At 61.7% G+C, this 26,566-nt stretch carries 27 protein-coding genes; 14 read left to right on the top strand and 13 right to left on the bottom strand.

The features are described 5' to 3' along the window. Positions 1–21: 21 nt before the first annotated feature. The 6 genes from nuoI (at position 22) to E8K79_RS14545 (ending at position 6,337) form a co-directional block, all read left to right on the top strand. Positions 22–552 (top strand): NADH-quinone oxidoreductase subunit NuoI, encoded by a 531-nt coding sequence (nuoI, locus tag E8K79_RS14570; protein ID WP_129125202.1) that lies wholly within the window; start codon positions 22–24, stop codon positions 550–552. A 148-nt stretch (positions 553–700) separates the two neighbouring features. Next, on the top strand, positions 701–1,186 hold the full coding sequence (locus E8K79_RS14565; protein WP_136515339.1) for an NADH-quinone oxidoreductase subunit J family protein: 486 nt from the start codon (positions 701–703) through the stop codon (positions 1,184–1,186). After that, positions 1,183–1,491: an NADH-quinone oxidoreductase subunit NuoK gene (nuoK, locus tag E8K79_RS14560; RefSeq protein WP_136515338.1), complete on the top strand. Its 309-nt coding sequence runs from the start codon at positions 1,183–1,185 to the stop codon at positions 1,489–1,491. The genes E8K79_RS14565 and nuoK overlap by 4 nt, the downstream gene beginning before the upstream one ends. Before the next feature lie 2 nt (positions 1,492–1,493). Beyond that, positions 1,494–3,371, top strand: a complete 1,878-nt coding sequence (nuoL, locus tag E8K79_RS14555) for an NADH-quinone oxidoreductase subunit L (protein WP_407925482.1) — start codon at positions 1,494–1,496, stop codon at positions 3,369–3,371. Positions 3,372–3,404: 33 nt separating this feature from the next. Continuing rightward, entirely contained in the window at positions 3,405–4,889 is a 1,485-nt protein-coding gene (locus E8K79_RS14550; protein WP_136515336.1) for a complex I subunit 4 family protein, read from the top strand. A 53-nt stretch (positions 4,890–4,942) separates the two neighbouring features. After that, positions 4,943–6,337 carry an NADH-quinone oxidoreductase subunit N gene (locus E8K79_RS14545; protein ID WP_136515335.1) on the top strand — a complete coding sequence of 465 codons (1,395 nt, stop codon included), beginning with the start codon at positions 4,943–4,945 and terminating at the stop codon, positions 6,335–6,337. Between the two features lie 253 nt (positions 6,338–6,590). On the opposite strand, the gene E8K79_RS14540 is transcribed toward E8K79_RS14545, so the two are convergent. The 7 genes from E8K79_RS14540 to E8K79_RS14510 all read right to left on the bottom strand — a co-directional run bounded on the left by E8K79_RS14540 (position 6,591) and on the right by E8K79_RS14510 (position 12,468). After that, positions 6,591–7,499, bottom strand: a complete 909-nt coding sequence (locus tag E8K79_RS14540) for an HD-GYP domain-containing protein (protein ID WP_162604670.1) — start codon at positions 7,497–7,499, stop codon at positions 6,591–6,593. A gap of 237 nt (positions 7,500–7,736) precedes the next feature. After that, on the bottom strand, positions 7,737–8,753 hold the full coding sequence (gene obgE / locus E8K79_RS14535) for a GTPase ObgE (RefSeq protein ID WP_136515333.1): 1,017 nt from the start codon (positions 8,751–8,753) through the stop codon (positions 7,737–7,739). 78 nt (positions 8,754–8,831) lie between these two features. Then, positions 8,832–9,089, bottom strand: a complete 258-nt coding sequence (rpmA, locus tag E8K79_RS14530; protein ID WP_012528602.1) for a 50S ribosomal protein L27 — start codon at positions 9,087–9,089, stop codon at positions 8,832–8,834. 72 nt (positions 9,090–9,161) lie between these two features. Beyond that, positions 9,162–9,470, bottom strand: a complete 309-nt coding sequence (gene rplU / locus E8K79_RS14525; RefSeq protein ID WP_129125194.1) for a 50S ribosomal protein L21 — start codon at positions 9,468–9,470, stop codon at positions 9,162–9,164. Positions 9,471–9,586: 116 nt separating this feature from the next. Next, on the bottom strand, positions 9,587–9,889 hold the full coding sequence (locus tag E8K79_RS14520; protein WP_136515332.1) for a Rieske (2Fe-2S) protein: 303 nt from the start codon (positions 9,887–9,889) through the stop codon (positions 9,587–9,589). Positions 9,890–9,914: 25 nt separating this feature from the next. Continuing rightward, positions 9,915–10,841, bottom strand: a complete 927-nt coding sequence (locus E8K79_RS14515) for a DMT family transporter (RefSeq protein ID WP_136515331.1) — start codon at positions 10,839–10,841, stop codon at positions 9,915–9,917. Between the two features lie 46 nt (positions 10,842–10,887). After that, positions 10,888–12,468 carry a peptide chain release factor 3 gene (locus tag E8K79_RS14510; protein ID WP_135869569.1) on the bottom strand — a complete coding sequence of 527 codons (1,581 nt, stop codon included), beginning with the start codon at positions 12,466–12,468 and terminating at the stop codon, positions 10,888–10,890. Between the two features lie 132 nt (positions 12,469–12,600). On the opposite strand from E8K79_RS14510, the gene E8K79_RS14505 reads away from it, so the two are divergent. The 3 genes from E8K79_RS14505 (at position 12,601) to E8K79_RS14495 (ending at position 14,701) form a co-directional block, all read left to right on the top strand. After that, the gene (locus E8K79_RS14505; RefSeq protein ID WP_136515330.1) at positions 12,601–13,314 is read left to right on the top strand and encodes a PilZ domain-containing protein; all 714 of its coding nucleotides are present in this window, start codon (positions 12,601–12,603) and stop codon (positions 13,312–13,314) included. 4 nt (positions 13,315–13,318) lie between these two features. Next, positions 13,319–14,101, top strand: coding sequence for a TatD family hydrolase (locus tag E8K79_RS14500; RefSeq protein ID WP_136515329.1), 783 nt, complete (start codon positions 13,319–13,321; stop codon positions 14,099–14,101). A gap of 102 nt (positions 14,102–14,203) precedes the next feature. After that, positions 14,204–14,701, top strand: coding sequence for a ferritin-like domain-containing protein (locus tag E8K79_RS14495; protein WP_136515328.1), 498 nt, complete (start codon positions 14,204–14,206; stop codon positions 14,699–14,701). Positions 14,702–14,862: 161 nt separating this feature from the next. Here E8K79_RS14495 and E8K79_RS14490 read toward each other — a convergent pair whose 3' ends face one another. Continuing rightward, positions 14,863–15,651, bottom strand: a complete 789-nt coding sequence (locus E8K79_RS14490) for a lytic transglycosylase domain-containing protein (RefSeq protein WP_136515327.1) — start codon at positions 15,649–15,651, stop codon at positions 14,863–14,865. 11 nt (positions 15,652–15,662) lie between these two features. Further along, positions 15,663–17,069 carry a sigma-54-dependent transcriptional regulator gene (locus E8K79_RS14485; RefSeq protein ID WP_135868867.1) on the bottom strand — a complete coding sequence of 469 codons (1,407 nt, stop codon included), beginning with the start codon at positions 17,067–17,069 and terminating at the stop codon, positions 15,663–15,665. 313 nt (positions 17,070–17,382) lie between these two features. Between E8K79_RS14485 and E8K79_RS14480 the strand changes: the two genes are divergently transcribed. From E8K79_RS14480 to E8K79_RS14460, 5 genes are read left to right on the top strand one after another with little or no spacing between them, the layout of a single operon-like run. After that, positions 17,383–17,880 carry a chemotaxis protein CheW gene (locus E8K79_RS14480; RefSeq protein WP_135868868.1) on the top strand — a complete coding sequence of 166 codons (498 nt, stop codon included), beginning with the start codon at positions 17,383–17,385 and terminating at the stop codon, positions 17,878–17,880. Positions 17,881–17,922: 42 nt separating this feature from the next. Then, positions 17,923–19,725, top strand: a complete 1,803-nt coding sequence (locus E8K79_RS14475) for a chemotaxis protein CheA (protein ID WP_136515326.1) — start codon at positions 17,923–17,925, stop codon at positions 19,723–19,725. 10 nt (positions 19,726–19,735) lie between these two features. Next, positions 19,736–20,608: a CheR family methyltransferase gene (locus E8K79_RS14470; protein WP_136515325.1), complete on the top strand. Its 873-nt coding sequence runs from the start codon at positions 19,736–19,738 to the stop codon at positions 20,606–20,608. Between the two features lie 10 nt (positions 20,609–20,618). Next, complete coding sequence (locus E8K79_RS14465) at positions 20,619–21,530, top strand: HDOD domain-containing protein (protein ID WP_135868871.1); 912 nt, start codon at positions 20,619–20,621, stop codon at positions 21,528–21,530. Continuing rightward, positions 21,527–22,597: a protein-glutamate methylesterase/protein-glutamine glutaminase gene (locus tag E8K79_RS14460; RefSeq protein ID WP_136515324.1), complete on the top strand. Its 1,071-nt coding sequence runs from the start codon at positions 21,527–21,529 to the stop codon at positions 22,595–22,597. The genes E8K79_RS14465 and E8K79_RS14460 overlap by 4 nt, the downstream gene beginning before the upstream one ends. 3 nt (positions 22,598–22,600) lie before the next feature. Here E8K79_RS14460 and E8K79_RS14455 read toward each other — a convergent pair whose 3' ends face one another. From E8K79_RS14455 to E8K79_RS14440, 4 genes are all read right to left on the bottom strand, one after another. Next, a complete protein-coding gene (locus E8K79_RS14455) occupies positions 22,601–22,888 on the bottom strand; it encodes a hypothetical protein (protein WP_135868873.1) in 288 nt (95 codons plus the stop codon). Continuing rightward, positions 22,888–23,892, bottom strand: a complete 1,005-nt coding sequence (locus E8K79_RS14450) for a DMT family transporter (protein ID WP_162604668.1) — start codon at positions 23,890–23,892, stop codon at positions 22,888–22,890. The genes E8K79_RS14455 and E8K79_RS14450 overlap by 1 nt, the downstream gene beginning before the upstream one ends. Positions 23,893–23,953: 61 nt before the next feature. Then, positions 23,954–24,988, bottom strand: coding sequence for a retropepsin-like aspartic protease family protein (locus E8K79_RS14445; RefSeq protein ID WP_136515322.1), 1,035 nt, complete (start codon positions 24,986–24,988; stop codon positions 23,954–23,956). A gap of 111 nt (positions 24,989–25,099) precedes the next feature. Beyond that, entirely contained in the window at positions 25,100–26,488 is a 1,389-nt protein-coding gene (locus E8K79_RS14440; protein WP_136515321.1) for an MATE family efflux transporter, read from the bottom strand. Positions 26,489–26,566: the final 78 nt, after the last annotated feature.

Raw genomic sequence — 26,566 nt, 5'->3', positions numbered from 1 at the left:
CAAGAACAACATCGGGAACAGATGTCCATACTGACCGACATAAAAGAGATCTTTACCGGCCTTTCTATCACCCTGCGCCACATCTTCAGGAAGCCGGTCACGGTGCAGTTCCCCGAGGAGCGTCGGCCCATGCCGGAGCGCTTCCGCGGCAGCATCGTCCTGACCCGCGATCCCGACGGCGCCGAGCGCTGCGTCGCCTGCTATCTGTGCTCCGGGGCCTGCCCCGTCGACTGCATATCGATGGCGGCGGCCGAAGGTGAGAACGGCCGGCGTTACGCCGCCTGGTTCCGCATCAACTTCTCGCGCTGCATCCTATGCGGCCTCTGCGCCGAGGCGTGCCCGACACTCGCCATCCAGATGTCCCCCGAGATGTTCAACTGCAGGCGGCAGGTGATCGACATGGTGTACGAAAAGGAAGATCTGCTGATCGACGGGACCGGCAAGGATCCCGACTACAATTTCTACCGCCATGCCGGCATCGGCGTGGTGCAGCCGCGCGGTAGCGGCGACGGCGAGCAGGCGCCCTTCGACCCGAGGAGCCTCATGCCGTAGAGGCTTAAAAAGCTCCATCCGAGCACTCCTCCCCCTGGAGGGGGGAGGCTGGGAGGGGGGCACAGCCGCAACAAAAAATCCCCCTCCCTGTCCCTCCCCCTCCGGGGGCGGGAACGCCAGGTGTGGGAATCGCATAATCTGGAGAGAGATGGAAGCGACTGTTTTCTACATACTGGCGGCGATACTGCTGATTGGAACGCTCTGCGCCATTACGGCGCGGCAGGCGGTGCGGGCGATCGTCTACCTGGTGGTTTCGTTCTTCGCGCTGGCCTTGATGTTCTACCTCTTGGGCGCCCCGCTCATCGCCGCCTTCGAGGTCATCATCTACGCCGGCGCCATCATGGTGCTCTTCCTGTTCGTCATCATGATGCTGGAGCTGGAATCGCCCGAGAAGCTTCCCAAACCGCGCTTTTCCGACTGGTGGCCGGCCCTGGCCCTGGTGGTCGTGGTGGTGGGCGCGCTGGCGGTGCTGCTGCTCAGCCACGTGCGGGCGGTCCCCCCCGGCTTCACCGACATCCCGGTGCGCCAGTTCGCCTACACGCTCTTCAAACAGTACGGGGTCGCCGTGGAGATCGTTTCCATGCAGCTACTCTTCGCCCTGGTGGGCGCGCTGTACCTCGGGAGGCGCAAATGAGCGTACCGCTGTCGCACATCCTGATCGTCGCCTCGCTCATGTTCGCCATGGGGCTTGGCTGCGTGATCGCGTGGCGCGCCAACGTGATCATGATGCTCATCGGGATCGAGATCATGCTGAACGCCGTCATGCTCACCTTCGTCGGGGGCTCGGCGCACTGGGGCATCGCCGACGGACAGCTCTTTTCGCTGATGCTCATGGCGCTCACCTCGGCCGAGGTGTCGCTTGCACTCGCGATGGTGGTCTATCTGCACCGCCGCAAGCAGACGGTCAACACGGACCGGTTCGATTCGATGAAGGGATAATGATGCCGGCAACCTACCTGACATTGATGCTCCTCTTCCCGCTTCTGGGCGGTCTCACCTGCGCCATCGCCGGGAGGAAACTGCCGCGCGTGCTGGTGGAGAGCCTCGCCTGCGGCGCCGTATTCGGGAGCTTCGTATGCGCGCTCCTCACCGCCCTATCCTACACGGCGCCGACGGTGGTCACCCTGGCGGAATGGTTCGCGAGTTTCGACCTCGTCATCCCGATCTCGCTCTACCTCGATCCCCTTTCGCTCTCGCTTTCCGTGATGATCGGCTTCGTGTGCGGCCTGATCCACCTCTACTCTGTCTTCTACATGCGCGAGGACGAGGACTACGCGCGCTACTTCGCCCTGCTGAACATCTTCGTCTTCGCCATGCTGACCCTGGTCCTCGCTGAGAGCCTGCCGCTTCTCTACCTCGGCTGGGAGGGGGTCGGCTTCTGCTCGTACCTCCTGATCGGTTTCTGGTACCGGGATACAAACAACGCCGACGCAGGACGAAAGGCGTTCATCACCACGAGGATCGGCGACACCGCCTTCATGATCGCACTCGCCTGGCTCTTCCAGCTCTTCGGGACCCTCTCTGTGACGAAGCTAAACGGCATGGGCTTCCTGATGCCGGTCTCCGTGCTCACCGCCCTCGGCATCCTTTTCCTCATCGCCGCCATGGGTAAGTCGGCCCAGGTCCCGCTCATGGTCTGGCTTCCGGACGCGATGGCCGGCCCCACGCCGGTCTCCGCCATGATCCATGCGGCAACCATGGTCACCGCCGGGGTGTACCTCCTGGCCCGCATGTACCCGATGATTTCAGCTTCGCAGACAGCACTTGCCGCCATCGCCGTGACCGGCGCGGTGACAGCCTTCTACGGCGCCACCTGCGCCCTCGCCCAGCGCGACCTGAAACGTGTGCTCGCCTATTCGACCATCAGCCAGATCGGCTACATGATGCTCGGCGTCGGCGCGGAAGCGGTCACCGCGGCGACCTTCCACCTGCTGGTGCACGCCTTCTTCAAGGCGCTCCTCTTCCTCGGCGCGGGGTGCATCATCGCAGCGATGCACCACGAACAGGACATCTTCAAGATGGGCGGGCTCCGGCGGACGCTGCCGCTCACCTTCTGGAGTTTCCTCGCCGGTGCCGCCTGCCTAGCGGGCCTGCCTTTTACCGGCGGTTTCTTCAGCAAGGACAGCATCCTCATGGCGGTCTGGCACAAGGGGGGGGCGCTTTACCAATCCCTGTACCTTTTGGGACTCCTGACCGCCCTCATCACCGCCTTCTACAGTTTCCGTCTCGTCTTCCTGGTCTTCGGGGGGGGCAACGGGCACGTGCACCGCACCACCGGCCTCGGCGTTATGCAGGCGGTGCTCATCCCCCTGGCCATACTCGGGCTCTTCGGCGGCGTGCTGAACCTGCCGGGATACATGGGCGAAGGGCTCCTCACCCGCCTCTTCGTCGCGATCCCCGGGGGCGGCGCCGTTGAGGCGACGCACGAGCAGGAGATCGTCATGCAGGCCGTGGCCGGGGCACTCGCACTCGCGGGACTCGCGGCGGCGTGGCTACGCTACGGCAAGGGACGCGCGCACCGGATGCAGGAGGCGCAGTCGCCTCCCTCCCCGCTCATCTCGTTCCTCGCCAACGGCTGGTATTTCGACGCGTTGTACAACGTCCTTTTCATCCGCCCCTACCGCGCGCTCGCCGGCATTTTGTGGGAGCGCATGGACAAAGGGGTCATCGACGACTCGCTGGACGGTCTGGGCAAAGGAATCGGCTCGGTCGGTCAGCGGCTCGGGCGCTGGAGCACCGGGCGCGTCGCAGTCTACCTGATCAGTTTCGCCGCCGGGGGAGCCCTCATCCTTTGCTACCTCGCGTGGCTCGTGCTGTAACGTAACCGGCGCAAACGCGCCACGGGACCTCTGATGACATCTCTCATCCCGATACTTTCGCTGCTTATCTTCCTCCCGCTCGTGGGAGCGCTGCTCGTGTTCGCCCTTAGGCAAAGCGCGTCTGCCGCGCGGTGGCTCGCGCTCGCCTTCGGCGCGGCGGAGTTCGTCCTCGCCTGCGCCCCGCTCGCCATCGACCGCCAGGGTACGGCGCAGGTCGGCGTACCCACCGGGTTCTTCCTGTACCAGGACCACGGCTGGATCGACCGTTTCGGCATCCGCTTCACCCTCGGGATGGACGGCATCAGCCTCGTCATGGTTATCCTCACCGCCTTCATCACCATCGTCGCGATCATCGCCTCCTGGAAGGTGAAGGAGCGGCAGGGACTCTACCTGTCACTGCTCCTGGCCCTGCAGGGCGCGGTGCAGGGGCTCTTCCTGAGCCTCGACCTTTTCCTCTTCTACCTTTTCTGGGAAGCGATGCTGATCCCGATGCTTTTCCTGATCGGCGTCTGGGGAACCGGCAGGCCGGTCTACTCGACCATCAAGTTCTTCCTCTACACCTTCGTCGGCTCGCTCCTCATGCTGCTGGCCATCATCGCGCTCTACCTGATGCACGGCGCCCAGACCGGGAGCTACACCTTCGCGCTTCCCGCGCTCATGCACACCACCGTTCCGTACCAACTGGGGCTTTGGCTTTTCGGCGCGTTCCTGCTCTCGTTCGCCATCAAGTTCCCGCTTTTCCCGCTGCACACCTGGCAGCCTGACGCATACTGCGACGCCCCCGTCGCCGGTACGCTGATGCTTGCGAGCCTTCTCTCGAAGACCGCCGCCTACGGCCTGATCCGCATCGCCTACCCGCTCTTCCCCGAGGCCTCCCGCGCCCTCACGCCGCTCGTCTACGTGGTCGCCGTGCTCGGCATCTGCTACTTCGCCTGGGTCGCCTTCGCACAGCGGGACATGAAGCGGATGCTTGCCTACTCGAGCGTGAGCCACATGGGGTTCGTCGCACTCGGGATCGCGGCGTGGAGCCCAGTGGCCGTCTCCGGAGCGCTCATGCAGATGGTGAATCACGCCATCACCACCGGCGCGCTCTTCGTCATGGTCGGCATGCTCGACGAGCGCGCGGAGAGCCGCGACCTTTCAGATTTCGGCGGCGTATGGGGCAAGGTCCCCGTGCTCGCCTTCTTCTTCCTCATCTTCAATATGGCCTCCGCCGGGGTGCCGGGGTTGAACAACTTCGTGAGCGAGCTGATCGTCCTGGTCGGTGTTTTCAAGGTCGCGCCCGCCGCCGCACTGGGGGCTTTTCTGGGGAGCGTCCTGACGCTCATCTACACGGTGCGCCTGGTGCAGGAGGTGCTCTTCGGCAAGGAGAGCAAACCGACGGTGCTCGCGGAGGTTTCGCTGAGAGAAGGAAGCGTGCTGGTTCTGCTAGCCGTGGTAGTTGTGTATCTTGGCGTGCACCCCGGGCCGGTGCTGGACCTGTTCAAGGCGCCTTTGGAGCTTCTGCTGAATAAGTAACCCCGGAACGCAGATGACCCAAACCTCCGTGGTTAGCTTTTGGAGCATTTAGAATGACCCTTACCGAACTATATTGCCTCTTGCCGATTGTGATCACGGGCTGCGCTGCGCTCTTCGTGCTGCTGTGCGGACCGCTGCTCCTTTCCTCGAGCCTTACCGCCATTGGGGTCACCGCTTCCGCTGCCGCCGGCATCTGGGCTGCCTTCACGGCACCCGCACCCATCCAGTGCATCCCGGGACTAGCCTTCACTCCGCTTGCCCAACTGCTGATCCCCCTCTTCAGCTTCGCCGCCGCGCTGACCCTGCTCCTCTCTCACGGCTACAACGAACGGCGCATCCTGAAGGGAGAGGAATATCCAGCGACCGTCCTCTTTGCGCTTTTCGCCATGTGCGTGCTTCCCTGCGCCACCAACATGCTGATCCTCTTCCTTGCGCTGGAGTCGGTCTCCTTCGCCTTCTACATCCTCGTCAGCATGGATCTCAACCGGGCGGAATCCGGGGAGGCGGGGCTTAAGTACCTCCTGATGGGAGCCGTCGCGGCGGCCTTCACCGCATTCGGCTTCGCTCTCATTTTCACGGGTAGCGGCACCCTCGCGCTTTCAGCAGCGCTTGCGCGCCCCGAGAACAGGGCCATCATCTCCGCCGGCTGGGGTGTCCTCATCCTCGGCATGGCCTTCAAGCTCTCGCTGGTCCCCGCCCATCTCTGGACGCCCGACGTCTACCAGGGCGCACCGTCGCCGGTCGCAGCCTTCCTCTCCACGAGCTCGAAGGTCGCCGCTGCAGCACTGCTTCTCATCCTGCTCGGGCACTTCCCCCCCATGGCCGAGCTGCGCGCCCCACTCGCCGCCCTCTCCGTTCTTTCCATGGTGCTCGGCAATCTCGCCGCCCTCAGGCAGACCAACATCAAACGGATGCTCGCCTACTCCTCGGTCGCACACATGGGATACCTGGCCCTCGCGCTACTGACCGGCTCTCGGGACGGCTATGCGGCGGTGCTTCTTTACGGCGCCATCTACACGGCCATGAACCTAGCCGCCTTCGGCGCCATCTCTTCGCTCTCTTTCGAAGAGGAGCGCGAGCAGATCACGGACTTCACCGGAATCGGCTTTACCGCCCCGGTCCGTGGCGGCGTACTTGCCCTCGCCATGATCTCGCTGGCCGGCATCCCACCGACTGCCGGATTTATAGGAAAGTTTTTCATCTTCTACTCGGCCCTTAAGGGTGGCTTGATCGCACTCGCCATCGTCGGCATCCTGAGCGCTGCGGCTTCCGCCTACTTTTATCTCAGGGTGGTTGCGCAGCTCTACATGCACCGCTCCGAGGCCCCCGCTCCCAAACCGGTCGGTTTCGCAGAAGGGCTCGCCCTTTGCGCAGCATCGGCCTGCATCCTCATCATCGGTGTCTATCCCGGCCCGCTCTTGGAAATGGTGGAAACGGCCTTGCGCTAGACCGGCGAATCAGTCCCCTCCACCGCCTGCGGCATCGCCCCATCATCGAAAACGCCCCTCCCCCCGGAGGGGGGAGGCTGGGAGGGGGGGAAGGCTGATAAAGCTGCTGCGCTCCCCCTCCCTGTCCCTCCCCCTCCGGGGGCGGGAACGCAACGCGCCTTCCTCAGAAGTCAGCCCCTGAATCCAAAATAAAAGAAAGCCCCGCTGGTCCTTAAACCGGCGGGGCTTTTTTGTTCAACATGGGAGGGCACTTTCAGTTGAGACTGTCCCGGAAGGAGTTCAGGTACTGCATGTCAAAGGAACCGTCCATCTCGCCATACATGATCTCAAGGGCGCTCTCCTTGGAAAGGGCCTGGCGATAGGACCTCGTCGTTGTAAGGGCGCTGAAGACATCGGCGATGGCCGTGATCTTGGAGCTGCGGGCGATGTCGTAGCTGGAAAGCCCGTCTGGATAACCGCTGCCGTTCTCCTTTTCGTGGTGATGCTTGACGATCCCCAGGGCCACTGGGGTGAAGATATCAAGATCCTTCAAGGTGCTGAAACCGTAGACCGGGTGCTTCTTTACCTCTTGGAATTCGGTAGCGGTGAGTCTTCCCGGTTTGTCCAGCAACTCCTTCGGGACGTAGACCTTTCCGTAGTCGTGGAAGAGCGACCCCATCCCGACGTCCATGAGTTCGTCGCTGCTCAGATCGAACATCCTCACATGCAGTGCTATCGAGTAGGTCGCCACCTGTACTGAGTGAACGTAGGTGTAGGTGTTGTGGTCGACCAAACTGCTGAGTGCCGGCATGACACCGTCCGACTTCATCACGTCGTCAAGTATGTGTTGGATGAGGTTCCGGCACCGCTCGACGTTCTGTTTAATCGCTATGGCCGGACTATCGAAAATCTCTTGTACGTAGTTTACCGATGCCTGATACAGCATCGCCTGCTTAACCTCCGGCTCCAGATTCTCGTCGTTCAGGGCTGCTGCGAGGTTGGCTTCGACGTACTGGTTGAAGATAGACATCTCCGCCGATTTCACGTAGAGGTGCGTCACGTTGTTATCCAGCAACCGCTCCTTATCCCACTGTGTAAAGGAGAGATCCGGATTCTTGTAGAGCACGTGGTTTTCGCCGTGCTTTATAAACAGCGATACGCCCGGCAGAGTTTCGGGTACCAAGGATTCCAGCTGGATCATCCTGTACATGCCGACCTCCTGAAGAGTTCTGTCCGGCCCCCGCTCAGCACCTGTCACAGTCCGACCGCTTATAATGTATTAGAAATCACAAATATCGTAGTCTATCATGTCTTTTCACAATTGCCGCACGTAGCCCCCCTTCCGCGCCTGCGCCTCACAAAGAAAAAGGGGGAGAAGCTTGCGCCCCTCCCCCTTCAACACTCCACTATGTGCCACCCGTTACCAGGTCTCCTCCGGTTCGCCCCAAAGGTTGAAGGCGATGTCGTCCAGAAGTTCGGCGATCCCCTCGCCGGTCGCGGCCGAAATCGGGAAAACCCTGATGCCGCGCTCCTCGAAGTAAGGGAGTACCTTCTCCAGGTTTTCCCGGACGTGCGGCAGGTCAATCTTGTTGATCACCACGGTCTGCCGCTTCTCGGCGAGCTCCGGGTTGAAGAGTGCGAGCTCGCGGTTGATCGCCTCGTACTCAGCAATCGGGTCCCGGTCGGGCATCCAGGAGAGGTCGAGCAGGTGCAGCAACTGCCCGGTGCGCTCCAGGTGCTTGAGGAAGCGGTGCCCAAGGCCCGCCCCCTCGCTCGCCCCCTCGATGAGGCCCGGGATATCGGCCATGACGAAGGTGCGGTAGTTCTTGTATTTCACGACACCCAGGTTCGGCTTCAGCGTGGTGAAGTGGTACTCGGCGATCTTCGGGCGCGCCGCGGAGATCTTGCTGATAAGCGACGACTTCCCGACGCTCGGCATCCCAAGAAGGCCGACGTCCGCCATGAGCTTCAGCTCGAGCCTGATCCAGCGCTCCTCACCCGGCTCGCCGGGCTGCGCGAACTTCGGGGCCTTGTGCGTCGCGGTCTTGAAGCGGGCGTTCCCCTGCCCGCCGCGTCCACCTTTGAGGAGCACGATTGAGGAATCCGGGTCGGTCATGTCGGCAAGCGTTTCGCCGGTCTCCGCGTCCTTGATCACGGTGCCCCGCGGCACCAGGATCTCCTTGGCGTCGCCATTGGCGCCGTGCCGGTCGCTCCCCATGCCGTTCTTGCCGCGCCCTGCCTTCTGGTGCGGGTGCTGGCGCAGGTCGAGCAGCGTCGCAAGGTGCGGCGACACCTTCACCACCACGTCGCCACCCTTGCCGCCGTCGCCGCCGTCGGGACCGCCCAGCGGTATGAACTTCTCGCGCCGGAAGGAGACGCACCCCCCGCCGCCGTCACCGGACTTCACATAAATCTTTACTTCATCAATGAAACTCATTAGGAACATTCCTGTGCAAACGGCAAAAGCCCGGACCTTGCGGCTCCGGGCTTTCACACTTTCGTCTTGCTGCGCTGGCTAGTTGGCCGGGTAGACGGAGACCTTCTTGCGGTCTTTGCCCATACGCTCGAACTTCACCACGCCCTCGATAAGGGCGAACAGCGTGTAATCCTTGCCGAGGCCAACGTTGTTGCCCGGGTGGATCTTGGTGCCGTGCTGACGGTAGATGATGTTGCCGGCTTTCACCGCTTCGCCGCCGAACTTCTTGCAACCAAGTCTTTGGCCGTCGGAGTCGCGACCGTTCCTGGAACTACCGACGCCTTTCTTGTGTGCCATTTTCTGCTCCTTCTGCCGGTAGCGGCCCTGATTCTAAAATCGCGGCTGCCGCACCGCCGTTTAAGATATTACCTAGGCGTTGATCTTCTCAATCTTGAGGATAGTCCTGAGTTGACGGTGCCCGTTAAGTTTCCTGGAGTTTTTCCGGCGCTTGGATTTGAAGACCAGAATCTTCTTGTCTTTGCCCTGCTCGACAATTTTGCCGACTACAGAGGCGCTGGGCACTAAAGGTGTTCCGATAACAACCTTATCGCCGCCAACCATCAGGATTTCGGAGAACTCAACGGTATCGCCTACCGCGCCCTCCAGTTTTTCGACTTTCAGAAAGTCGCCTTCGGAAACTTTATATTGCTTCCCTCCGGTTTTGACTACTGCGTACATGAACTTCACCACCTTTACACTAGATTTACAATTGAGCGGTCAAACTTATCTTGAAAAGTATTTTGAGTCAAGGTTTTTTTGTGACACGTGCAGTTTTTCTGTGAGAGACACACAGACTACCCGAGGTCTACAAATACCTCGTCACCGCGAATCTCTACAGGGTAGACCGTGAGAGGGCACTCCGGATGCTCAGGGCAGATGCCGGTCTCCAGGTCGAAGCGGTAGCCGTGACGCTGGCACGAGAGCTTCCCGACTTCCTTGACCAGCGCCCCCTGCAGCGGCGCCCCCTGATGCGGACACTCGTGCTCGCATGCGTAGACCTTCCCCTTGGTCTTCACCAGGAGGACCTTCTCCCCGCCCACTTCAACCAGTTTCTTGCCGAACTCCGGAATCTCGGAAACTTTCGCTGCGAATACCATGGAAATGCCTCCTTACCTTTTTAGTTCAAACAGCTCTTTTACCGGACATTGAATAAGCGAGTACGGCGAGCCCCGCGAATAGCAGCGGGATCCCGGCGAGTGCCGTAGGGGTTAGCCGCTCGCCCAGGAACAGTATCCCCAGGAGCGCCGCCATCAGTGGTTCCGCGAGCGAAAGGGTGACCGCTGAGGCAACCGGCACGCTGCGCAGTCCCATGGCGAAGAGACAATAGGAAAAGGCGGTGACCACCACGCCGAGGTAGAGCACGACGCCGATCCCACGCGGATGGGCAACCCAATGGAGATCCGCCATGAAGAGGATAGGGGCTAGGAGCAGGGCTCCCAGGCTGAAGACCACCGCCATGACTGCCTCTGAGGTGCGGCCGGGTAGGAGTACCTTGATGGCCATGGTGTAGCAGGCATAGGAAGTGCCGGCACCGAGAGCAAGGAGGACGCCCACCACGTCGATGGCGACCCCGCCTCCCCCGGTGACCAGGAGGCTGCAGCCGGCCAGGGCGAGCACGGTGGCGATGCCCCAGGCACGTCCCGGGCGCTCTCCCCGGACGACGAATCCGAGTATCCCGGCGATGACCGGCGAACTCCCGATGGCGACCAGGGTGCCGACGGCCACGCCGGTTCTGCTCACGGCGGTGAAGAAGGTGAGTTGGTAGATAGCGACGAAACCGCCCGCAGCCAGGGTGCCCCAGAAAGGCCAGCGTCCTTTGCCCAGGCCACCTCTCATGAAGGCGAGGGCCATGAGCGCCGCGCCCCCAACCAGCAGGCGCAATGCGCCGACGCTCCAGGGGCTGACGCCTTCTGGCGCTAGGGCCTGCGAGGTCCCCGAGGTCCCCCAAAGGGTGGCGGCAGCAAGGACGAGCAGGGCGCCGCCGGCATTGCGTGCGGCCGGCGCTGCTGCGGCTGCGGCTGCGGCGGTTTTTTCTGTCTGGTTGGCCATCGTTGCGGTGCGCTCTCTGAGCCCCTGTATCAATTGTTAAATCGGCCTAGCTGTGCTCGCGGGTGGCGTGGAAGTTTAGGTCCTTCCAGTTCTCCATGGTGTTGTCCAGGCGCCACTGGCTCCCGGCAAGGTACGCAAGGTTCCCTTCTCCGTCCAGGTAGAGGCTCATCGCCTCTTTCTTCTGGAACTCGTCGAGCCTCTTCCTATCGCCGGTGACCCAGCGGGCGGTGACGTAGGAGACCGGCTCGTAGGTCGCCTTGACGCCATACTCGTGCTCGAGGCGATGCATGACCACGTCGAACTGCAGCATACCCACCGCGCCCACGATCCAGTCGGCGCCCATCAGGGGACGGAAGACCTGGGTGGTCCCCTCCTCAGCGAGCTGCACGAGCCCCTTCTCCAGGGACTTCGACTTGAGCGGATTCAGGATGCGTACTTTACGGAAGTGCTCCGGTGCGAAGTTCGGGATACCGGTGTACTTTAGATCCTCACCCTGCGTGAAGGTGTCGCCGATCTTGATGGTGCCGTGGTTGTGGATGCCGATAATGTCGCCCGCGTAGGCCTCGTCGACGTTGGTGCGGTCCTGGGCCATGAAGATGGTGGCGTTGGAGATCTGGACTTCGCGGCCAAGACGCAGGTGCTTCACCTTCATGCCGCGCACGAACTTGCCGGAGCAGATGCGGAAGAACGCGATTCGGTCGCGGTGCGCCGGGTCCATGTTCGCCTGGATCTTGAAGGTGAACCCGGTGAAGGGCTCCTCGTAGGGGGAAACGGTACGGGTGGTGGCTTCGCGCGGCAGCGGCGACGGCGCGTTCTCCACGAAGGAATCGAGCAATTGCTGCACGCCGAAGGTGTTGATGGCGGAGCCGAAGAAGACCGGCGTCTGTTTCCCGGCCAAGTAGGCCTCGGCGTCAAACGGGTGCGCCGCTCCTTCCAGGAGCTCGACGTCGTTACGCAACTCCTCCACCTGGCTCCCCAGCAGCTCGTCAAGAAGCGGGTCTTCCAGACCCTTCACCGTGATGACCTCCCCGACGCCGCGGTCCGCCTCGGGGTCGTAGAAGGTGATCTCCTTGGTGTAAAGGTGGTAGGTGCCGCGGAAGCGTTTTCCCATCCCGATGGGCCAGGTCATGGGCGCGCACTGGATCTTCAAGGTGCTCTCGATGTCGTCGAGCAGGTCGAGCGGCTCGCGTCCCTCACGGTCCAGCTTGTTGATGAAGGTCATGATCGGCGTGTTGCGCAGACGGCAGACCTCGAGGAGTTTCTTCGTCTGGCTTTCGACACCCTTCACGGAGTCGATGACCATGAGCACCGAGTCAACCGCGGTCAGGGTACGGTAGGTGTCCTCGGAAAAGTCGTTGTGGCCGGGAGTATCCAGGAGGTTGATCTCGAAATCGCGGTAGGTGAACTTCATGACCGAAGAAGTGACCGAGATGCCACGCTGTTTTTCCATCTCCATCCAGTCGCTCGTGGCATGCCGCGCCGACTTTCTCGCCCGGACCTCGCCCGCCTGCTGGATGGCACCGCCGAATAGCAACAGCTTCTCGGTTATGGTAGTCTTACCGGCGTCCGGGTGACTGATAATGGCGAAGGTGCGCCGCTTCTCTATCTCTTGTTCGTGGTACCGTATCAACTTAAACTCCCGTTAAAATTCTCTGGACAAACGAAAGGCGAAGAGGGTATCTTCGCCAAGCGCTACAACGTGGCATAATTGCACAGCAAGCGCCTAAAGAGCAATAACTTTTTTCGGGCGGAACCGACCATGAACGACATCTACCAGAGGTTGCAACTTGCCGACGAGCAACGTGACCGCGCCGAGATCCTCGCGACCCTGGCTGCCATACGCTCCGGCAAGCTGAAAAACGACCTCAGGCTCCTCAACTTCTACCGTGAAGTGCCGGTAAGCTACGGTGCGGAAGTCCTCACTATCGAAGAAAATGATGCCGAACTTCTGGTGCACCAGGTGCAGGCCGTTGTCATAGCGCAGGAAAAGCTGACCGTGCTGAAGAGCAGCCATTTCCGCAGAGATGTGGTCGCCTCCGTTACCTACGTAAATGTAGAGAAATCGCGGGTCATCCTCTCCAATCCGGGTTACACGCTGGTCCGCGCCGACCGCCGCATGTCGGTGCGCGTGCAGCTTGGGGTGTCCATCAAGGCCTGGTTCGCCGCGCCGGAACTTGAGGCGACGGTGCGCGGCAAGCTGCACGACATGTCGCTCACCGGCATGTCCATGGACGTCGAACGCAACCCCGGTCTCCCCCTGAGCCAGAAGGGAGAACTCTCCATCGCCCTTCCCACCGGTACCATCGTTATCGCGGCATCGCTTTTAAAGGTGTTCGAGAGGGACGGCAGCTGCCGGCTCGTCTTTGAAATAGCGCCCACGCGTTCCGAGGAGCTCAACATCTCGCAGTACATATTCCAGCGCCAGGTGGAGATCATCAAAGAGCTCAAGGATCACCCCGGCGTCACCACCTGACTCCATGTTTTTTGATAGCCACTGCCACCTGGATGACCCGCAACTCCGGCCCCGCCTCGACACGCTCATCCCGGAGGCGGAACACGCCGGTGTGACCGCCTTCCTGGTCCCGGGCGTTGCCCCGGAAGGCTGGCCGGAGATCGAAACACTCGCCCTTCGCTACCACCAGGCCCTACCCGCCTACGGCGTACACCCCATGCACGCCGACCAGCTCACCCCCACAACCCTCTCGGAACTCAGACGCTACGCTCCGTTCGCCACGGCCATAGGAGAAATCGGGCTCGACTACCTGCTCCCTTCGCCATCCCGCAAAATGCAACAGGAGGCCTTCCGGGCCCAATTGGAGATCGCCCGCGAAGCAGGGCTCCCCGTGCTGCTGCACTGCCGCCGGGCCTTTGACGACCTGATCGCCATAATCAGGGAAGCGGGGATCCAGGCCTACGGCGGCGTGATGCACTCCTTTTCCGGCAGCGTGGAAACGGCAATGATCTGCCTGCGGCTCGGGCTGCACATCTCCCTCTCCGGCACCGTCACCTACCTGAACGCCAGGCGACCGGTCGACGTCGCGGCCGCCGTCCCCCTTGAGTGGCTACTGCTCGAGACCGATGCGCCGGACCTCTCGCCGGAGCCCCATCGTGGGGAGGTGAACGTTCCCGCCCATCTCCTGGCCACGGCGCGGCGGGTCGCACAGATCCGTGACATGCCGGTCGAGGAACTCGCCCGCATTACGTCGGAAAACGCCAGACGGCTCTTCAAGCTCGACCAGCCACTGCGCCCCCGCCCCTGACATTAGGCTGTATTCACTCGTTTTTTCGGGTATTTGACCTCCCCGGTCCCTTCGATATACTCTTTGCCAAGCAATCCCACTGAAGCCTACGGAGGTGCAGCCATGTTCAAGGAGTACACACTGCAGGAAGCATTGAAGCTGGCGATCAAGACCGAGAAGGAGAGCATGGACTTCTACCGGCGCGCGGCTTCGGTGAGCAAGGACGAAAGATCGAAGAAGGTTTTCGACCTTCTGGCCGGCGAAGAGGTCAATCACCTGAAGGCCTTCTTCGATTACTACCGCGGAGGCGACCTGGGTGACATCGACACCTATCTAGCTTCGCCACCGGACAAGCAGTCGGCCACCCACCTCGCCCTGGAGCAGGCGATTGCGGCCGACAGCCACGAGCAGAAGGCGCTGGAGATCGCGCTCAAGGAGGAGAAGGCCTGCATCGACTTCTACACCATCCTGGTGAAGGACGTGGTGGACCCGCTGGTGCGCAAGGTGTTTGAAACGGTCATCAGGGAGACTCAGGGGCACTATGACATGATCGAGGACGAGTACATGCGCGTCATGACCATGGTGCACAGCTCGGATCAGAACATCTATGTGAGAGAGTAAGGAAAGGCGCCCGAAGGGCGCCGGCGCCTGGGCAGCGGCACAGGCCGGCCTGCCGTGGACCTGATGGACGCTGCAAGTGCAATAAAAAGAAAGCCTCCGCACCTTTTGGTGCGGAGGCTTTTGTTTTTTACCGGCCTCGGCCTGCTGTTTAGACTTAGCTTCTAGGCCACGTACTGGGCGTAGTACCCTTTCACCTTCGCCAGGTAGCCCCTCGTCTCGCGGGGAAGGCTCTCGGTGCCGTGACGGTCCACGTTGCCGGGGCCCCAGTTGTAGGCGGCTAGTGCCTCATCCACGTTGCCGTTGTACCGCTGCAGCATGTCCTTCAAAAACCGGGTCCCGGCCATGACGTTTTGCTCGGGATCAAAGGGGTCGGTGACACCCAGCCCGCGCGCGGTGGCGGGCATCAGCTGCATAAGCCCCTGCGCACCGGCGGAACTCACGGCCCGCGGGTTGAAGCCGCTCTCGGCCTTAATCACGGCCCGGATCAGCCCGCTGTCTACCCCGTAACGCCTGCTTGCCTTATCTATGATCGCATCCGTGCCGCTGTCCGCACCGGAAACCGGCACCTCCGGCAGACGCCCGGCCGCGAAATTTGACTGCTGCGCCTGGAAGGCCCCCTCGGGACCATGGTCGACTGCGGGCTCCCCACCCCCGGCCGCTACACTCCCGGATGGGAGCTGCTCAAGGAACCGATTCAACAGCCCCTGCACGTTCACGGAACGGGACGGCGCCGCAGGCGCATTAGCATCACTACCTATATCGAGGGCGGAACTCAGCATCTTGAGGCGCAACACTTCGGCCGCAGCTTCCGGCGTCACCTCGCCTCCGGACGCTTTCGATGCCAGCATCTCCTCAAACGGAACAGCCGCACCCGTATTCCCGGACGCGGCTATCCCCTTCTTGGTTGCTTCGACGCCGCCAGGCGCCGTGGTTACCGGATTTATCGACATCAGACCCCCTGTTACGGGGAAACCGGATGCTCCCCGTAGACCAGTTTTTTCTTCTTCAGCTTCTCGATCAGCGTGGTCCGCTTCAGATTCAAAAGCTCGGCGGCTTCCTTCTTGTTACCGCCGCTTCGCTCCAGAGCCTGCAGGATCAGCCGGTTTTCGAACTCCTCGACGGCGCTGTTCAGGCAGAAACCGTCGTCGGGGAGGTTGATCATGTGCTCGCCGTGCACCGCCGGGGTGCTGCGACCGCCGCGGTACTTCTCGGGAAGGTCGTGGATGTTGATCACCCCGCTCCCCTTGATGATCACCAGGCGCTCGACCAAGTTTTCCAGCTCACGGACGTTGCCGGGCCAGTCGTAGCTCCCCAGTATCTCCATGACCTGCTTGTCAAAACCCTGCACCTTGCGCTGCTTGCTCCGGTTGAACTTCTCCAGGAAGCTGTTCAAAAGCAGCGGGATGTCTGCGCCGCGCTCTCGCAGAGGGGGGAGCATGATCGGGATCACCGAGAGCCGGTAATACAGGTCCTCGCGGAACTCTTTCGACGCCACCATGTGGTCCAGGTTCTGGTTGGTGGCGGCGATGATCCTCACGTCCACCTTTTTGGAGCGGGTGGAACCCACCGGCTCCAGTTCCCTGCTTTGCAGCACGCGCAGCAGTTTGACCTGGAGGTTCGCCTTCATGTCCCCGATCTCGTCCAGGAACAGGGTACCCTTGTCGGCCATCTCGAAACGGCCGACGCGCGTGGCGACGGCACCGGTGAAGGACCCCTTCACGTGGCCGAAGAGCTCGCTCTCCAGAAGCTCGTCCGGGATCGCCGCACAGTTGAGGGCGACGAAGTTCTTGTCCGAGCGGTTGGAGAGGTCATGGATGGCTCGCGCCACCAGCTCCTTGCCGGTCCCCGACTCACCCTGGATCAGCACGGTGGAATCGGAGGTGGCGACCTTCTCGATCATCTCGAAGAGCGAGAGCATCTTCTCGCTTTCCCCGATGATGTTGTTGAGAAGCGCCCTGTTCTTTATGCAAGGCTTGGACCGGAAGCTCTTGCTCTGCAGCGCCTGGTGCTCGAGACCGCGCTTGACGTGCGTCTCCAACTCCTCAAGATTGAAGGGTTTTTCCAGATAGAAAAAAGCCCCCGCCTTCAGGAGATTAGCCGTCATCTCGTTATTGGCGAAGGCGCTGTAGGCTATGGTGACAATCTCCGGACGGAGCGACTTCAGCTGCCGGATGAACTCCAGTCCGTTCACCCGCGGCATCATGATGTCCGTGATGACCATCTGCACGTCGTGCGTTTCTATCTTCTGCAGGGCATCCTGCCCATCAAAGGCCTGGTAAACCTGGTACCCCTTGTAGCTCAGGAAAGCGGCCACGAAGTCCCTGGTTTTCTTATCATCATCTGCTATCAGTATTTTCGGCGTTTCCATCATTTCCCCGGATTTCGTTAAAGTTGCCTCGAAATAAGCCGATACAAAAACGGTCCGATCGAAACTATAGCGAGTTCTCCCCCCAATGTCAATTAAATGACTTGCCAGGGAAGTCACCCATGTCAATTTTTTGCTGACAGGGGTGTCGGGACGGCAACTACCATGGGCCGGACCGCTCGGGACGGGCCTTTGCAGAAGAAGTCGCCTGAATTCGTTAGAGAAAAAAAATATTCAACCTTTATCCGGCATGGCCGATTAGCACAGTATGGCGGGCGCCCGCGCCCGTAGAGATTTCAGCGCAGACGGAGGGTCCATGGAGACCGCACTCACTAAGGTAAAGAGCGAAGAGTACGGGGGCGAGCTGATCCAACTGGTGAGCTTCAACCTCGAGAAGGAAGAGTACGGGATCAACGTCCTGATGGTGCGTGAGATCATCCGGATGCTCAACATCACCCGCGTCCCGAACACGCCGCACTACGTGGAAGGGGTCATCAACCTGCGCGGCAAGGTCATTCCCATCATCAACCTGCGCAAAAAGTTCGATCTCATGGAGAACGACTACGACAAGCGCACCCGCATCATGGTGATGGAGGTGGTGGGTGAGCTGATGGGCTTCATCGTTGACGAGGTCTCCGAGGTTATCCGCATCTCGGAAAAAGAGATCCAGCCTCCCCCCCCGGTCGTTTCCAGCGGCATCGAGCAGGAGTGCATGGCCGGCGTCATCAACCAAGCTAACCGGCTCCTGGTCCTGCTCGACCTGGAGAAGATGTTCACCGCCGACGAGCGGCGGCTGTTCACCAACGTAGGATAAGGCACCAACAGGGGAAACGGTTTCCCCTTCCCGGAGCGCAACATGGCCATAGATTGCGAAGATCAGGAGCTACTTGACGGTTTCCTAGCCGAAACCACCGAACTCCTGGAAAAACTAGACGACGACCTGATCACCCTGGAGAAGAGCCCGGAAGACGCGGATCTGATGAACCGGATCTTCCGCTCCATCCACACCGTGAAGGGGGCCTCCAGCTTCCTCGGCTTCGACATGCTCGTCAAGGTCACCCACAAGACCGAGGACGTCCTGAACCGTCTGCGCAAGGTCGAGCTCAGACTGAACCCGGAGATCATGGACGTGATCCTCGAGGCGGTCGACCTGGTGAAGACCCTCGTAGCCGACATAAAGGCGGGCGAGATCGTCGAGCGGGACCTCGAGGGAACCATCAACAAACTGATCCCGTATCTCTCCGAGAACGCGGTCGAGGCGACCGTGCTCGCCCCCGTGTTCGCACCAAAGCAGGAGAGCGCACCAGCTGCCCCCTCCTCTGCGGCCGAGCCGGAACCGGTGATCGAACCCGCGGCGGCTGAGCCTCAGCAGGCGGCAGCTCCACAGCAGGCGGCTCCTCCGCCGCAGCCGAAACCGCAGCCGGTTAAGGAAACGCCCAAGCCCGCCCCTCCCAAGGGGGGCGAGGATCTTGCTGACAACTCCACAGTCAGGGTCGACGTGAAGCGTCTCGACGACCTGATGAACCAGGTGGGCGAGCTGGTGCTGGAGAGAAACCGCATGATACAGCTCCACAGCGATTTCCAGACCGGTCTGGACCCCACCGGCTTCGGGGACGATTTCGGCAAGCTATCCAAAAGGCTCAACTTCGTCACCTCGGAACTGCAGATGCAGGTCCTCAAGATGCGCATGCTTCCGGTGGAGAAGGTCTTCAAGAAGTTCCCGCGCATCGTAAGGAACCTCGCCCGCGACCTCGGCAAGGAAGTGGACCTCATCATCTACGGTGAGGAGACCGAACTGGACCGCTCCGTCGTCGACGAGATCGGCGATCCGCTCATCCACCTGATCCGTAACGCGCTGGACCACGGCCTGGAGACTCCCGACGAACGCCTCGCCGCCGGCAAGGGACGTACCGGCACCGTGGTACTCTCCGCCGCCCACGAGGGAAACCAGATCGTCATCAGCATCAAGGACGACGGCCGCGGCATCAACCCGGACAGGATCGCGAGGAAGGCGATCGACAAGGGGCTCGTCAGCGAGGAGCAGGTGGCTGCCATGGGGACCCGCGAAATCCTCGACCTCATCTTCCTCCCCGGCTTCTCCACCAAGGAGCAGACGACCGACCTCTCAGGGCGCGGCGTCGGCATGGACGTGGTGCGCACCAACATCAGGAAGCTGAACGGCATCATCGAGATCAAGAACGAGCTCGGCCACGGCAGTGAGTTCATCCTGAAACTGCCGCTTACCCTGGCCATCATCCAGTCGCTCTTGGTCGAGGTCGAGGGTGAGGTCTACTCGATCCCGCTCGCCTCGGTCATCGAGACCATGCGGGTGAGCAAGAAGGAATTCCACATGATCGGCGGTCAGGAGGTGCTCAAGCTCAGGGACTCGGTGCTTCCGCTTTTGCGCCTTCAGCAGGCCTTCGGCGTCAGCGAGGTCTACTCGGAGCGCGACACCTGCTACGTGGTAATCGTCGGCGTAGCCGAAAAAAGAATCGGCCTGATCGTGACCAGGCTCCTCGGGCAGCAGGAGGTCGCGATCAAGTCGCTTGGCAAGTTCCTGGCCAACCTCCCCGGGATAGGCGGTTCGACCATCATGGGAGACGGCAGGGTAGCACTGATCGTGGACCCGATCGGTCTGGTCGGGGGCGGGGCAGCCTGAGGGGACAACAATGGCCTTAGACATGAAACCATTTGACGCTAAGAGCGCCCCGAAGATTTCCGATAAGGATTTCGAGCAGCTTCGGGACTACATATACAACGTCTGCGGCATCTACTTCCACAGCAGCAAGAAGTACTTCCTGGAAAGCAGGCTGGCGCGCAGGATGGAAGGAACCGGCTGCAAGACGCATGCGGACTACTACCAGTTCGTGCGCAGCCCGGCCACCGGCCGCAGTGAACTCTCAAAGCTCCTCGATGAGATCACCACCAACGAGACCTGCTTCTTCAGGAACATGCCCCAGTTGAACGCGCTAGAGAACAAGTTCCTGCCGGAGATCGTCGCGGCCAAGGGGAAGATCGGCTTCAAGAAGCTCCGCATCTGGAGCGCCGGTTCATCCTCCGGGGAAGAGGCCTACACCATGGCGATGATCCTCCTCGAAAAGCGGCAGACCCTCTTGAAGGACTGGATCATCGAGATCGTCGGGACCGACATCAACGAGACGGTGCTGGCGCAGGCCCGCGAGGGGGTCTACAACAGCTACTCGGTGCGCAACACCCCGGACTACTACCTGAAGAAGTACTTCAAGGAGGAGGCTCCCGGGAGGTTCGTGCTCTCTCCCGAGGTGAAGAAACTGGCCACCTTCAACCAGCTGAACCTCTACGACGACAACAAGATGCTCTTCATGAAGAGCTTCGACTTTATCTTCTGCGCCAACGTGCTGATCTACTTCGACACATCGTCGAAGAGCAAGGTGGTGCAGCACTTCTACAACAACCTGCAGCCGTATGGCTACTTCTTCGTGGGGCAGTCCGAGTCGCTGCACGGGGTGAACGACAAATTCAAGACCGTACACTTCCCCGGCGGGTTCACCTACAACAAGTGAGGACGATGCGATGGATAAAAAAGCCATGATGCAGACCGCCCAGGAGATGGTCGAGAGTTTCGTAGACCTCCCAACCATCCCGCACGTGGCCACCCGGGTGATCGAGCTCCTGGACCGCCCCGGTGTCGAGCTGGACGAGGTGGCCGACATGATCCTGGCCGACCAGGTCCTCGCGGCACGAGTCATCAAGATGGTGAACTCCCCGCTCTACAAGCCGGCGAACGAGATCAAGTCGGTGAAGAGGGCCCTTATCTACTTAGGCTTCCGCCACATCCGCGAGCTTGCCTTTACCTGCTCCTTCGTCGACGTCTTCGAAGGAAGGGACGGCATCTTCGACGTGCGCTCCTTCTGGGAGCACTCCTTCGGCGTGGGGGTCGTGGCCAAGATCATCGCCCAGCGGGTGCGCTATCCGGACACCGAGAAGGCCTACCTCGTCGGTATTGTGCACGACATCGGTGAAGTCTTCCTCTCCTTCTACCGCAAGGACGCCTTCCGCTCCCTGCTCGATTCCGTCAAGGGGCAGCCCTTCCGGCTGGTGGACAAGGAGGCGGAGTACCTCGGCACCTCCCACAGCGAGATCGGCTACTGCATCGCGAAGAAATGGAACTTCCCGGCCGACTACTGCGAGGTGATCGCGCTGCACCACGCACCGGAAGACGCGACCATCGATCCGACGCTCTGCGCCATCGTCAACCTGGCCGACCTCTTCTGCTCGGTGCGCCAGCTCGATTACGGCGGAACCTCCTGGGTCTCCTTCAATCTGGCCGAGGAGAAGGCCTGGGCCATCCTAAGGTCTTACGCCCCGAGCCTCGCCGATCTCGATGTCGAACGTTTCTGCTACGAGCTCGATGACCGCGTCCCGGAAATCCAGGACATGGTCAAGTCGATCTTCCAGGGGATAGGAGCCTCAGAACCGTCATGATGCCAGCAATGCCGAAAAAGCTCAGGGTGCTGATCGTCGACGATTCCTCCTTCATGCGCATGGCGATCCGGGGCATCCTCTCCAAGGCCCCCGGCGTCGAGATCGTCGGCATCGCCGCGGACGGCATGGAAGGGGTCGACAAGGCACTCGCCCTCAAGCCCGACCTCATCACCATGGACGTGGAGATGCCCCGCATGGATGGCATCGCCGCGTTGAAGCAGATCATGGCGAAGCAGCCCACCCGGGTGATCATGGTCTCCACCCTCACCTGCGAGGGGGCCCGTTCCACCTTCGAGGCGCTCGAGGCGGGCGCCTTCGACTACGTCCCCAAGAACGTCAGCGACAACAAGGACGCGCAGGCGGTGTTCCAGAAGGCGCTTCTTGAAAAGGTCCAGGAAGCCTCGGTGAGCAGTATCCCGAAGCGTCCGGGCATGGGTATCGTGCAACGCGTCACCCCGGCGCCGGCGGTCCGCCCTTCCCAGTTCGCCCACCGTCGCATCGGCTGCGTCGGCATCGGCGCCTCGACCGGTGGGCCGGTCGCACTCCAGGAGGTCATCTCCCGTATCCCGGTTAACTTCCCGCACGGCATCGTCGTCGCCATCCACATGCCAAAGGCCTTCACCGGCCCCTACGCCGAGCGTCTCAACGCCAAGTGCTCCCTCACCGTCAAGGAGGCCGTGGACGGAGATATCGTAAAGGGAGGACAGGTGCTGGTCGCGCCGGGTGGGATGCACACGACGCTGGTCAAACAGGGGAACAACATCGTGGTGAAGACCTCGCCGACGAGCGAGTTCCCGCAGTACATCTACATCCCCTCGGTGGACCAGATGATCACCTCGCTCGCCGACGCAAGCAACGGCGCCATGCTCGGCGTGATCCTGACCGGTATGGGAAACGACGGTTTCAAGGGGATGAAACATCTGAAGGAAAAGGGGGGGCTGACCCTCGTGCAAAACGAGGCAACCTCGACGATCTACGGCATGCCGCGCGCATGCATCGACGGGAAGGTGGCCGACGTGGTGCTTCCGCTGGACCAGATCGGTTTCGAGATCGGCAAGATAGGTTAGACGCTAACGCCTGGCCTCCACCAGGAGGCCGCGTTTTTTTACCGTGACGCTGCAGCGGGAGAACCCCTCCCGCTTCAGGCGGAACAAGAGGCAGGGAGCGGCGATCGCCCTTGTCTCCGCGAAGAAGAGACGCAACTCCCCCCGCCCATCCAGGAACAGCCCCATCCCCCCACGGATCTCGCCCGGCTCGCACTCGCGCTCCTCCCCCATCGCTGCGGGTTGCGCTTTACCCCCCTTCGACGGCAGCAGGCAGAGGCAGATGAGATGCAGGGTGCGCAGCGCTCGACGCATCAGGAGCCTTGCCCCGCTTCGGCCGCCTGTTCGACCGCACATGCAGCAGGCTCGCCCTCTTTCTTCCCCTTGACGCGTCCGCCCCAATAGACGCCGGCCACCACCAGCATCCCGCCGAACAGTTGCGGCAGCACCACCTTCTCGCCTAAGAGCCACGCGGCTTGCAACGCACCGAAAAGCGGGACGAGGTTCACGAACACCGCCGCCCTCGATGCACCGATGAGCCCCACCCCCTGGTACCACCAGACGAATCCTATTACCGTACCGAGGAGGGCGAGCTGCAGGATGGCAAGCCATCCGACCCAGGAAAATGCCGGCCATGGACCGCCCAGCAGCGCATGTTCCACCAGGGCAGCGGGCACCAGAAGGAGCGTTCCGAAGAGAGCGGCGTAAGCCGTCGCCGCGAGTGGCGTGAAGGCGCCGAGCGCCTTTTTGCCGAGGATCGAGTAGAGCGCCCAGCAAAGGGGAGCCCCGAGCATGATGAGGTCCCCCTTGTTGAAGGCGAAGTTGGCAATCACCGCGAAGGAGCCTTTCGAAATGACGATGGCGACGCCGAGGAGGGAGATGAGAAGCCCCGCCGCCTGGGTCGGGCTCACCCGCTCCCTGAGCCAGAGCGCCGAGAGCACCGCGGTCAAGAGCGGGTTGATGGCGACGATGAGCGCGCCGCTTGTCGCCGTGGTGAGTTTCAGGCCGGTGAAAAAGACCGCGTTGTAGCAGAAGATGCCGGTGAGCCCCAGGCTGAAAAGGAGTGCTAACTCCCGGAAGGTTTTCGGAGCGGGGAAGCTGCGTTTCTCGCGGCGTGCGTGCCAGACGGTGAGAGACACCAGGCAGAGTGCGGCGATGGCGAAGCGGCTGCTTGCCGCGAAGAAGGGGGGTGCCTCACGGACCGCAAGGCGCGCCGCCACGAAGGTCCCTCCCCAGAAAAAGGTTGTAAGAACAAGCTTCAGATAGACCGACTTCAAAGTGCCGCTCATCCCCGGCACCCCTTCTTCCGGGCGGTGCACTCCAACATCCGCCACCCGTTCATTACTGCCATCCGTTCCAAAAATCCTCCCGTCCCTGCCTTTAAAACCAGCGGATCGTCTCGTGTTCCATGTCGATCTGGTAGCGGTGCCTGCGCAGGAAGTCCATCCCGAGCAGCCCGTCATGCATCCCGGACGCGCCACCGTAGGAGATGAGCTCCACTTCCATCGGCCCGTGCGTGTTGGGACCTACCGTCAGCGCTTCCACCTTCACGATCCTGGAGCGGACCATGCGGCCGTCGGCAAGCTCCGCCAGTGCGCTCCTCGCAGAGAGTAAATCAAGGGGGAGCCTCGTGGCAACTGTTTCGTGCAGCGCCGTCCTGGTCGCACCGGTGTCGAGCACGAGCTCGAGCCGTACCGAGGCCCCGCCTTGCCGCACCGTGACCGGCACGAGCACCTGGTTATCGACCACTCGGACTCGGGTGATTCCTTCACCGGTTACAGACGCTACTGCTCCCGTGGACTGCTTTTCCGCACGTGGGGCCGCGGTCTCGACAGCGCTTCTTTTCCCACCGTCGGCTTCCTGCGTCCCGGCCTGGGAAGGTGCCGCTCCCTGCGCCCCCCCCTGCCCTTGCCGCTGTACATTCTCCTGCGGGGCCTCCGCCTGCGCGACAGCGGTGCGCGTCGCCGGCGGTGTGGCCTCCGGCAGGAACAGGTATCCCCCCGCTGACACAAGACCAAGGGTAAGGGCAACACCGACGAACTTCCATGCTTTCGCGTGTCGCCGCTCCTGGCTCGCGACCGCCTTACCCGACAGCTCCTTCGCGTAAGCTGACAGCTTTTTCTCGATCAAGGGATCAGGGCATTCCGCCGCAAGGGAGGTGAGCACTTCGACGCCCCTTTGATCCCCGGCTCTCGCCACCGGCATCGCCACGACGCCAAGCAGCTCGAGCACCGCGGTCTGCACACGGCGTCGCTCATTCGGCTCCAGCGCCTTCCCCAGTTCCGGGAGCACCACGTTTCCGATGTCGGCAAGGGCAGCCAGGAGCAACTCCAGCCTACTCGCCGCGCCCCCCCCTTCCCGCATCTCGAGGGCGACCCTTTCCTTTATCCCCGCGCACAGATGCTCGATATCCATGGAGATCACCCGTACCTGCCGCGTCTAGTGGTATGAACCGCATCCGTCATTCGGCTTGACGACAGGACATTCTAGCGCAATAAGCGCCGACCGTCCGGTCCCATGCCGGGATCACTCTCCTTGCACGTCAGCCTTTTGCAATTCAAGGTTTTCGCAGTCCATGGTCGCTGCCAGGCGCACCACGTAACCCATGATTACCAGCGCCGCTACCCAGGTAACGAGCAAGATGCCCAACCAGATGCCGGAAAGCCCTAGACCGAGCACATCCGCTAGGAGGTAGAAGACCGGGATCGGGAAGACGATCTGCCGTGCGAGCCCGATAACGAGCGGGATAGCAGGGCGCTTCAGCCCCTGCAGTACGGAAACGCTCGTGTAGAGGATCACGTAGGCGATGAAGACGAATGCCTCGATATGCAGATATCCGACCCCGATGGCAACGACCTTCGGGTCCTGGCTGAAAAGCCGCATCAGCGGCCCGGCAAAGAGGAAAACGGCCGCGGTGCCGAAAGTCATGAGGATGATGCCGGCACGCAGCGCGGTCCGTATGGTCAGCACCACGCGCTCATACTGCCGAGCACCGCTGTTCTGGGCGACGAGGGCCAGCGTCGCCACGTTCATCCCCATCACCGGGAGAAGGGCGATCTGCTCTATACGGGTAGCGATGCCGTAGGCGGCAACCGCGTCGGAGCCGAAGCGCCCCACGAACCAGGTGATCACGAAGATGCCGATCGCTACCGTCATCATGTTGAGGCTGGAGGGGAAGCCTTGCTTTGCAAGCATGACGTAGGCGTGTCGGTCCGGGATCAGCTCGCGCAGCCGGAAGCGGGAGAGCATGCCGGCGCGTTTCACCCGCACCAGCATGTAGGCGTTGCCGATGGCCTGCACCAGCACCGTGGCCCACGCGATGCCGGGAAGCCCCATGGCGGGGATGCCGAGGCCGCCGTACATGAACCAGGGATCGAGGGCGAGGTTCAGGAAGAAACCGAGCACGAGGTAGTTGCGGAAACTGCGGCTGTCCCCGGTGGCGTTCAGGATCGCGTTCAGGACGTAGTTCACCAGAAAAAAGATGCTGCCGGCGAAGATGCAGTTCATGTACTGCAGGGCGAGGTCCTTGACGACCGCCTTTGCGCCCAGCAGGTCGAAGAGCAGGGGTGCCAGGGCAAGGCCGACTACGGCAAGGAGCACCCCGTGCACGAGACCGAAGGAGACGGTCTGGCCGGAGAGGTGGCGCGCACCTTCCCGGTCCCCCGCGCCGAGGGCGTGGCCGATGAGGGCTGTGGCCCCGGTGGAGATGCCGGCGCCTATGGCGATGATCAGGAAGAAGACGGGGAAGGAAAGGGAAAGCGCCGCCAGTGCATCGGTGGAGATCCGTCCACCGTAGAAGGTGTCCACCACGTTGAACATGGTGTTGAAGAAATAGCCGACGCTCGTCGGCAGGGCGATCTTGCGGATCAGTGCCGGGATCGGGTTTTTCAGCAGGTCGTAGCCGGGGTCATGCATGAAATGCCTCGTACATTGCGGCGGGGTTGTCCGGTCAAGCCGGCTTTCTCCGGCAGTCAGACCAGTCTGACCAGTCGG

This window comes from Geomonas edaphica, assembly GCF_004917075.1.
Classification (GTDB): Bacteria; Desulfobacterota; Desulfuromonadia; order Geobacterales; family Geobacteraceae; genus Geomonas; species Geomonas edaphica.
Note: the sequence above shows the minus strand (reverse complement) of the source record. Positions and strands in the feature narration are given on the sequence as shown.

Coding starts and splice junctions, on each gene's coding strand:
- E8K79_RS14515 (WP_136515331.1), bottom strand. CDS start 10,841: ATGGCCAACCAGACAGAAAAAACCGCCGCAGCCGCAGCCGCAGCAGCG.
- E8K79_RS14445 (WP_136515322.1), bottom strand. CDS start 24,988: ATGGATATCGAGCATCTGTGCGCGGGGATAAAGGAAAGGGTCGCCCTC.
- E8K79_RS14550 (WP_136515336.1), top strand. CDS start 3,405: ATGACATCTCTCATCCCGATACTTTCGCTGCTTATCTTCCTCCCGCTC.
- E8K79_RS14490 (WP_136515327.1), bottom strand. CDS start 15,651: ATGTCGATAAATCCGGTAACCACGGCGCCTGGCGGCGTCGAAGCAACC.
- nuoL (WP_407925482.1), top strand. CDS start 1,494: ATGCCGGCAACCTACCTGACATTGATGCTCCTCTTCCCGCTTCTGGGC.
- E8K79_RS14480 (WP_135868868.1), top strand. CDS start 17,383: ATGGAGACCGCACTCACTAAGGTAAAGAGCGAAGAGTACGGGGGCGAG.
- E8K79_RS14520 (WP_136515332.1), bottom strand. CDS start 9,889: ATGGTATTCGCAGCGAAAGTTTCCGAGATTCCGGAGTTCGGCAAGAAA.
- E8K79_RS14485 (WP_135868867.1), bottom strand. CDS start 17,069: ATGGAAACGCCGAAAATACTGATAGCAGATGATGATAAGAAAACCAGG.
- E8K79_RS14495 (WP_136515328.1), top strand. CDS start 14,204: ATGTTCAAGGAGTACACACTGCAGGAAGCATTGAAGCTGGCGATCAAG.
- E8K79_RS14545 (WP_136515335.1), top strand. CDS start 4,943: ATGACCCTTACCGAACTATATTGCCTCTTGCCGATTGTGATCACGGGC.
- nuoI (WP_129125202.1), top strand. CDS start 22: ATGTCCATACTGACCGACATAAAAGAGATCTTTACCGGCCTTTCTATC.
- E8K79_RS14475 (WP_136515326.1), top strand. CDS start 17,923: ATGGCCATAGATTGCGAAGATCAGGAGCTACTTGACGGTTTCCTAGCC.
- E8K79_RS14440 (WP_136515321.1), bottom strand. CDS start 26,488: ATGCATGACCCCGGCTACGACCTGCTGAAAAACCCGATCCCGGCACTG.
- E8K79_RS14465 (WP_135868871.1), top strand. CDS start 20,619: ATGGATAAAAAAGCCATGATGCAGACCGCCCAGGAGATGGTCGAGAGT.
- E8K79_RS14505 (WP_136515330.1), top strand. CDS start 12,601: ATGAACGACATCTACCAGAGGTTGCAACTTGCCGACGAGCAACGTGAC.
- E8K79_RS14460 (WP_136515324.1), top strand. CDS start 21,527: ATGATGCCAGCAATGCCGAAAAAGCTCAGGGTGCTGATCGTCGACGAT.
- E8K79_RS14455 (WP_135868873.1), bottom strand. CDS start 22,888: ATGCGTCGAGCGCTGCGCACCCTGCATCTCATCTGCCTCTGCCTGCTG.
- nuoK (WP_136515338.1), top strand. CDS start 1,183: ATGAGCGTACCGCTGTCGCACATCCTGATCGTCGCCTCGCTCATGTTC.
- obgE (WP_136515333.1), bottom strand. CDS start 8,753: ATGAGTTTCATTGATGAAGTAAAGATTTATGTGAAGTCCGGTGACGGC.
- E8K79_RS14565 (WP_136515339.1), top strand. CDS start 701: ATGGAAGCGACTGTTTTCTACATACTGGCGGCGATACTGCTGATTGGA.
- rpmA (WP_012528602.1), bottom strand. CDS start 9,089: ATGGCACACAAGAAAGGCGTCGGTAGTTCCAGGAACGGTCGCGACTCC.
- E8K79_RS14500 (WP_136515329.1), top strand. CDS start 13,319: ATGTTTTTTGATAGCCACTGCCACCTGGATGACCCGCAACTCCGGCCC.
- rplU (WP_129125194.1), bottom strand. CDS start 9,470: ATGTACGCAGTAGTCAAAACCGGAGGGAAGCAATATAAAGTTTCCGAA.
- E8K79_RS14470 (WP_136515325.1), top strand. CDS start 19,736: ATGGCCTTAGACATGAAACCATTTGACGCTAAGAGCGCCCCGAAGATT.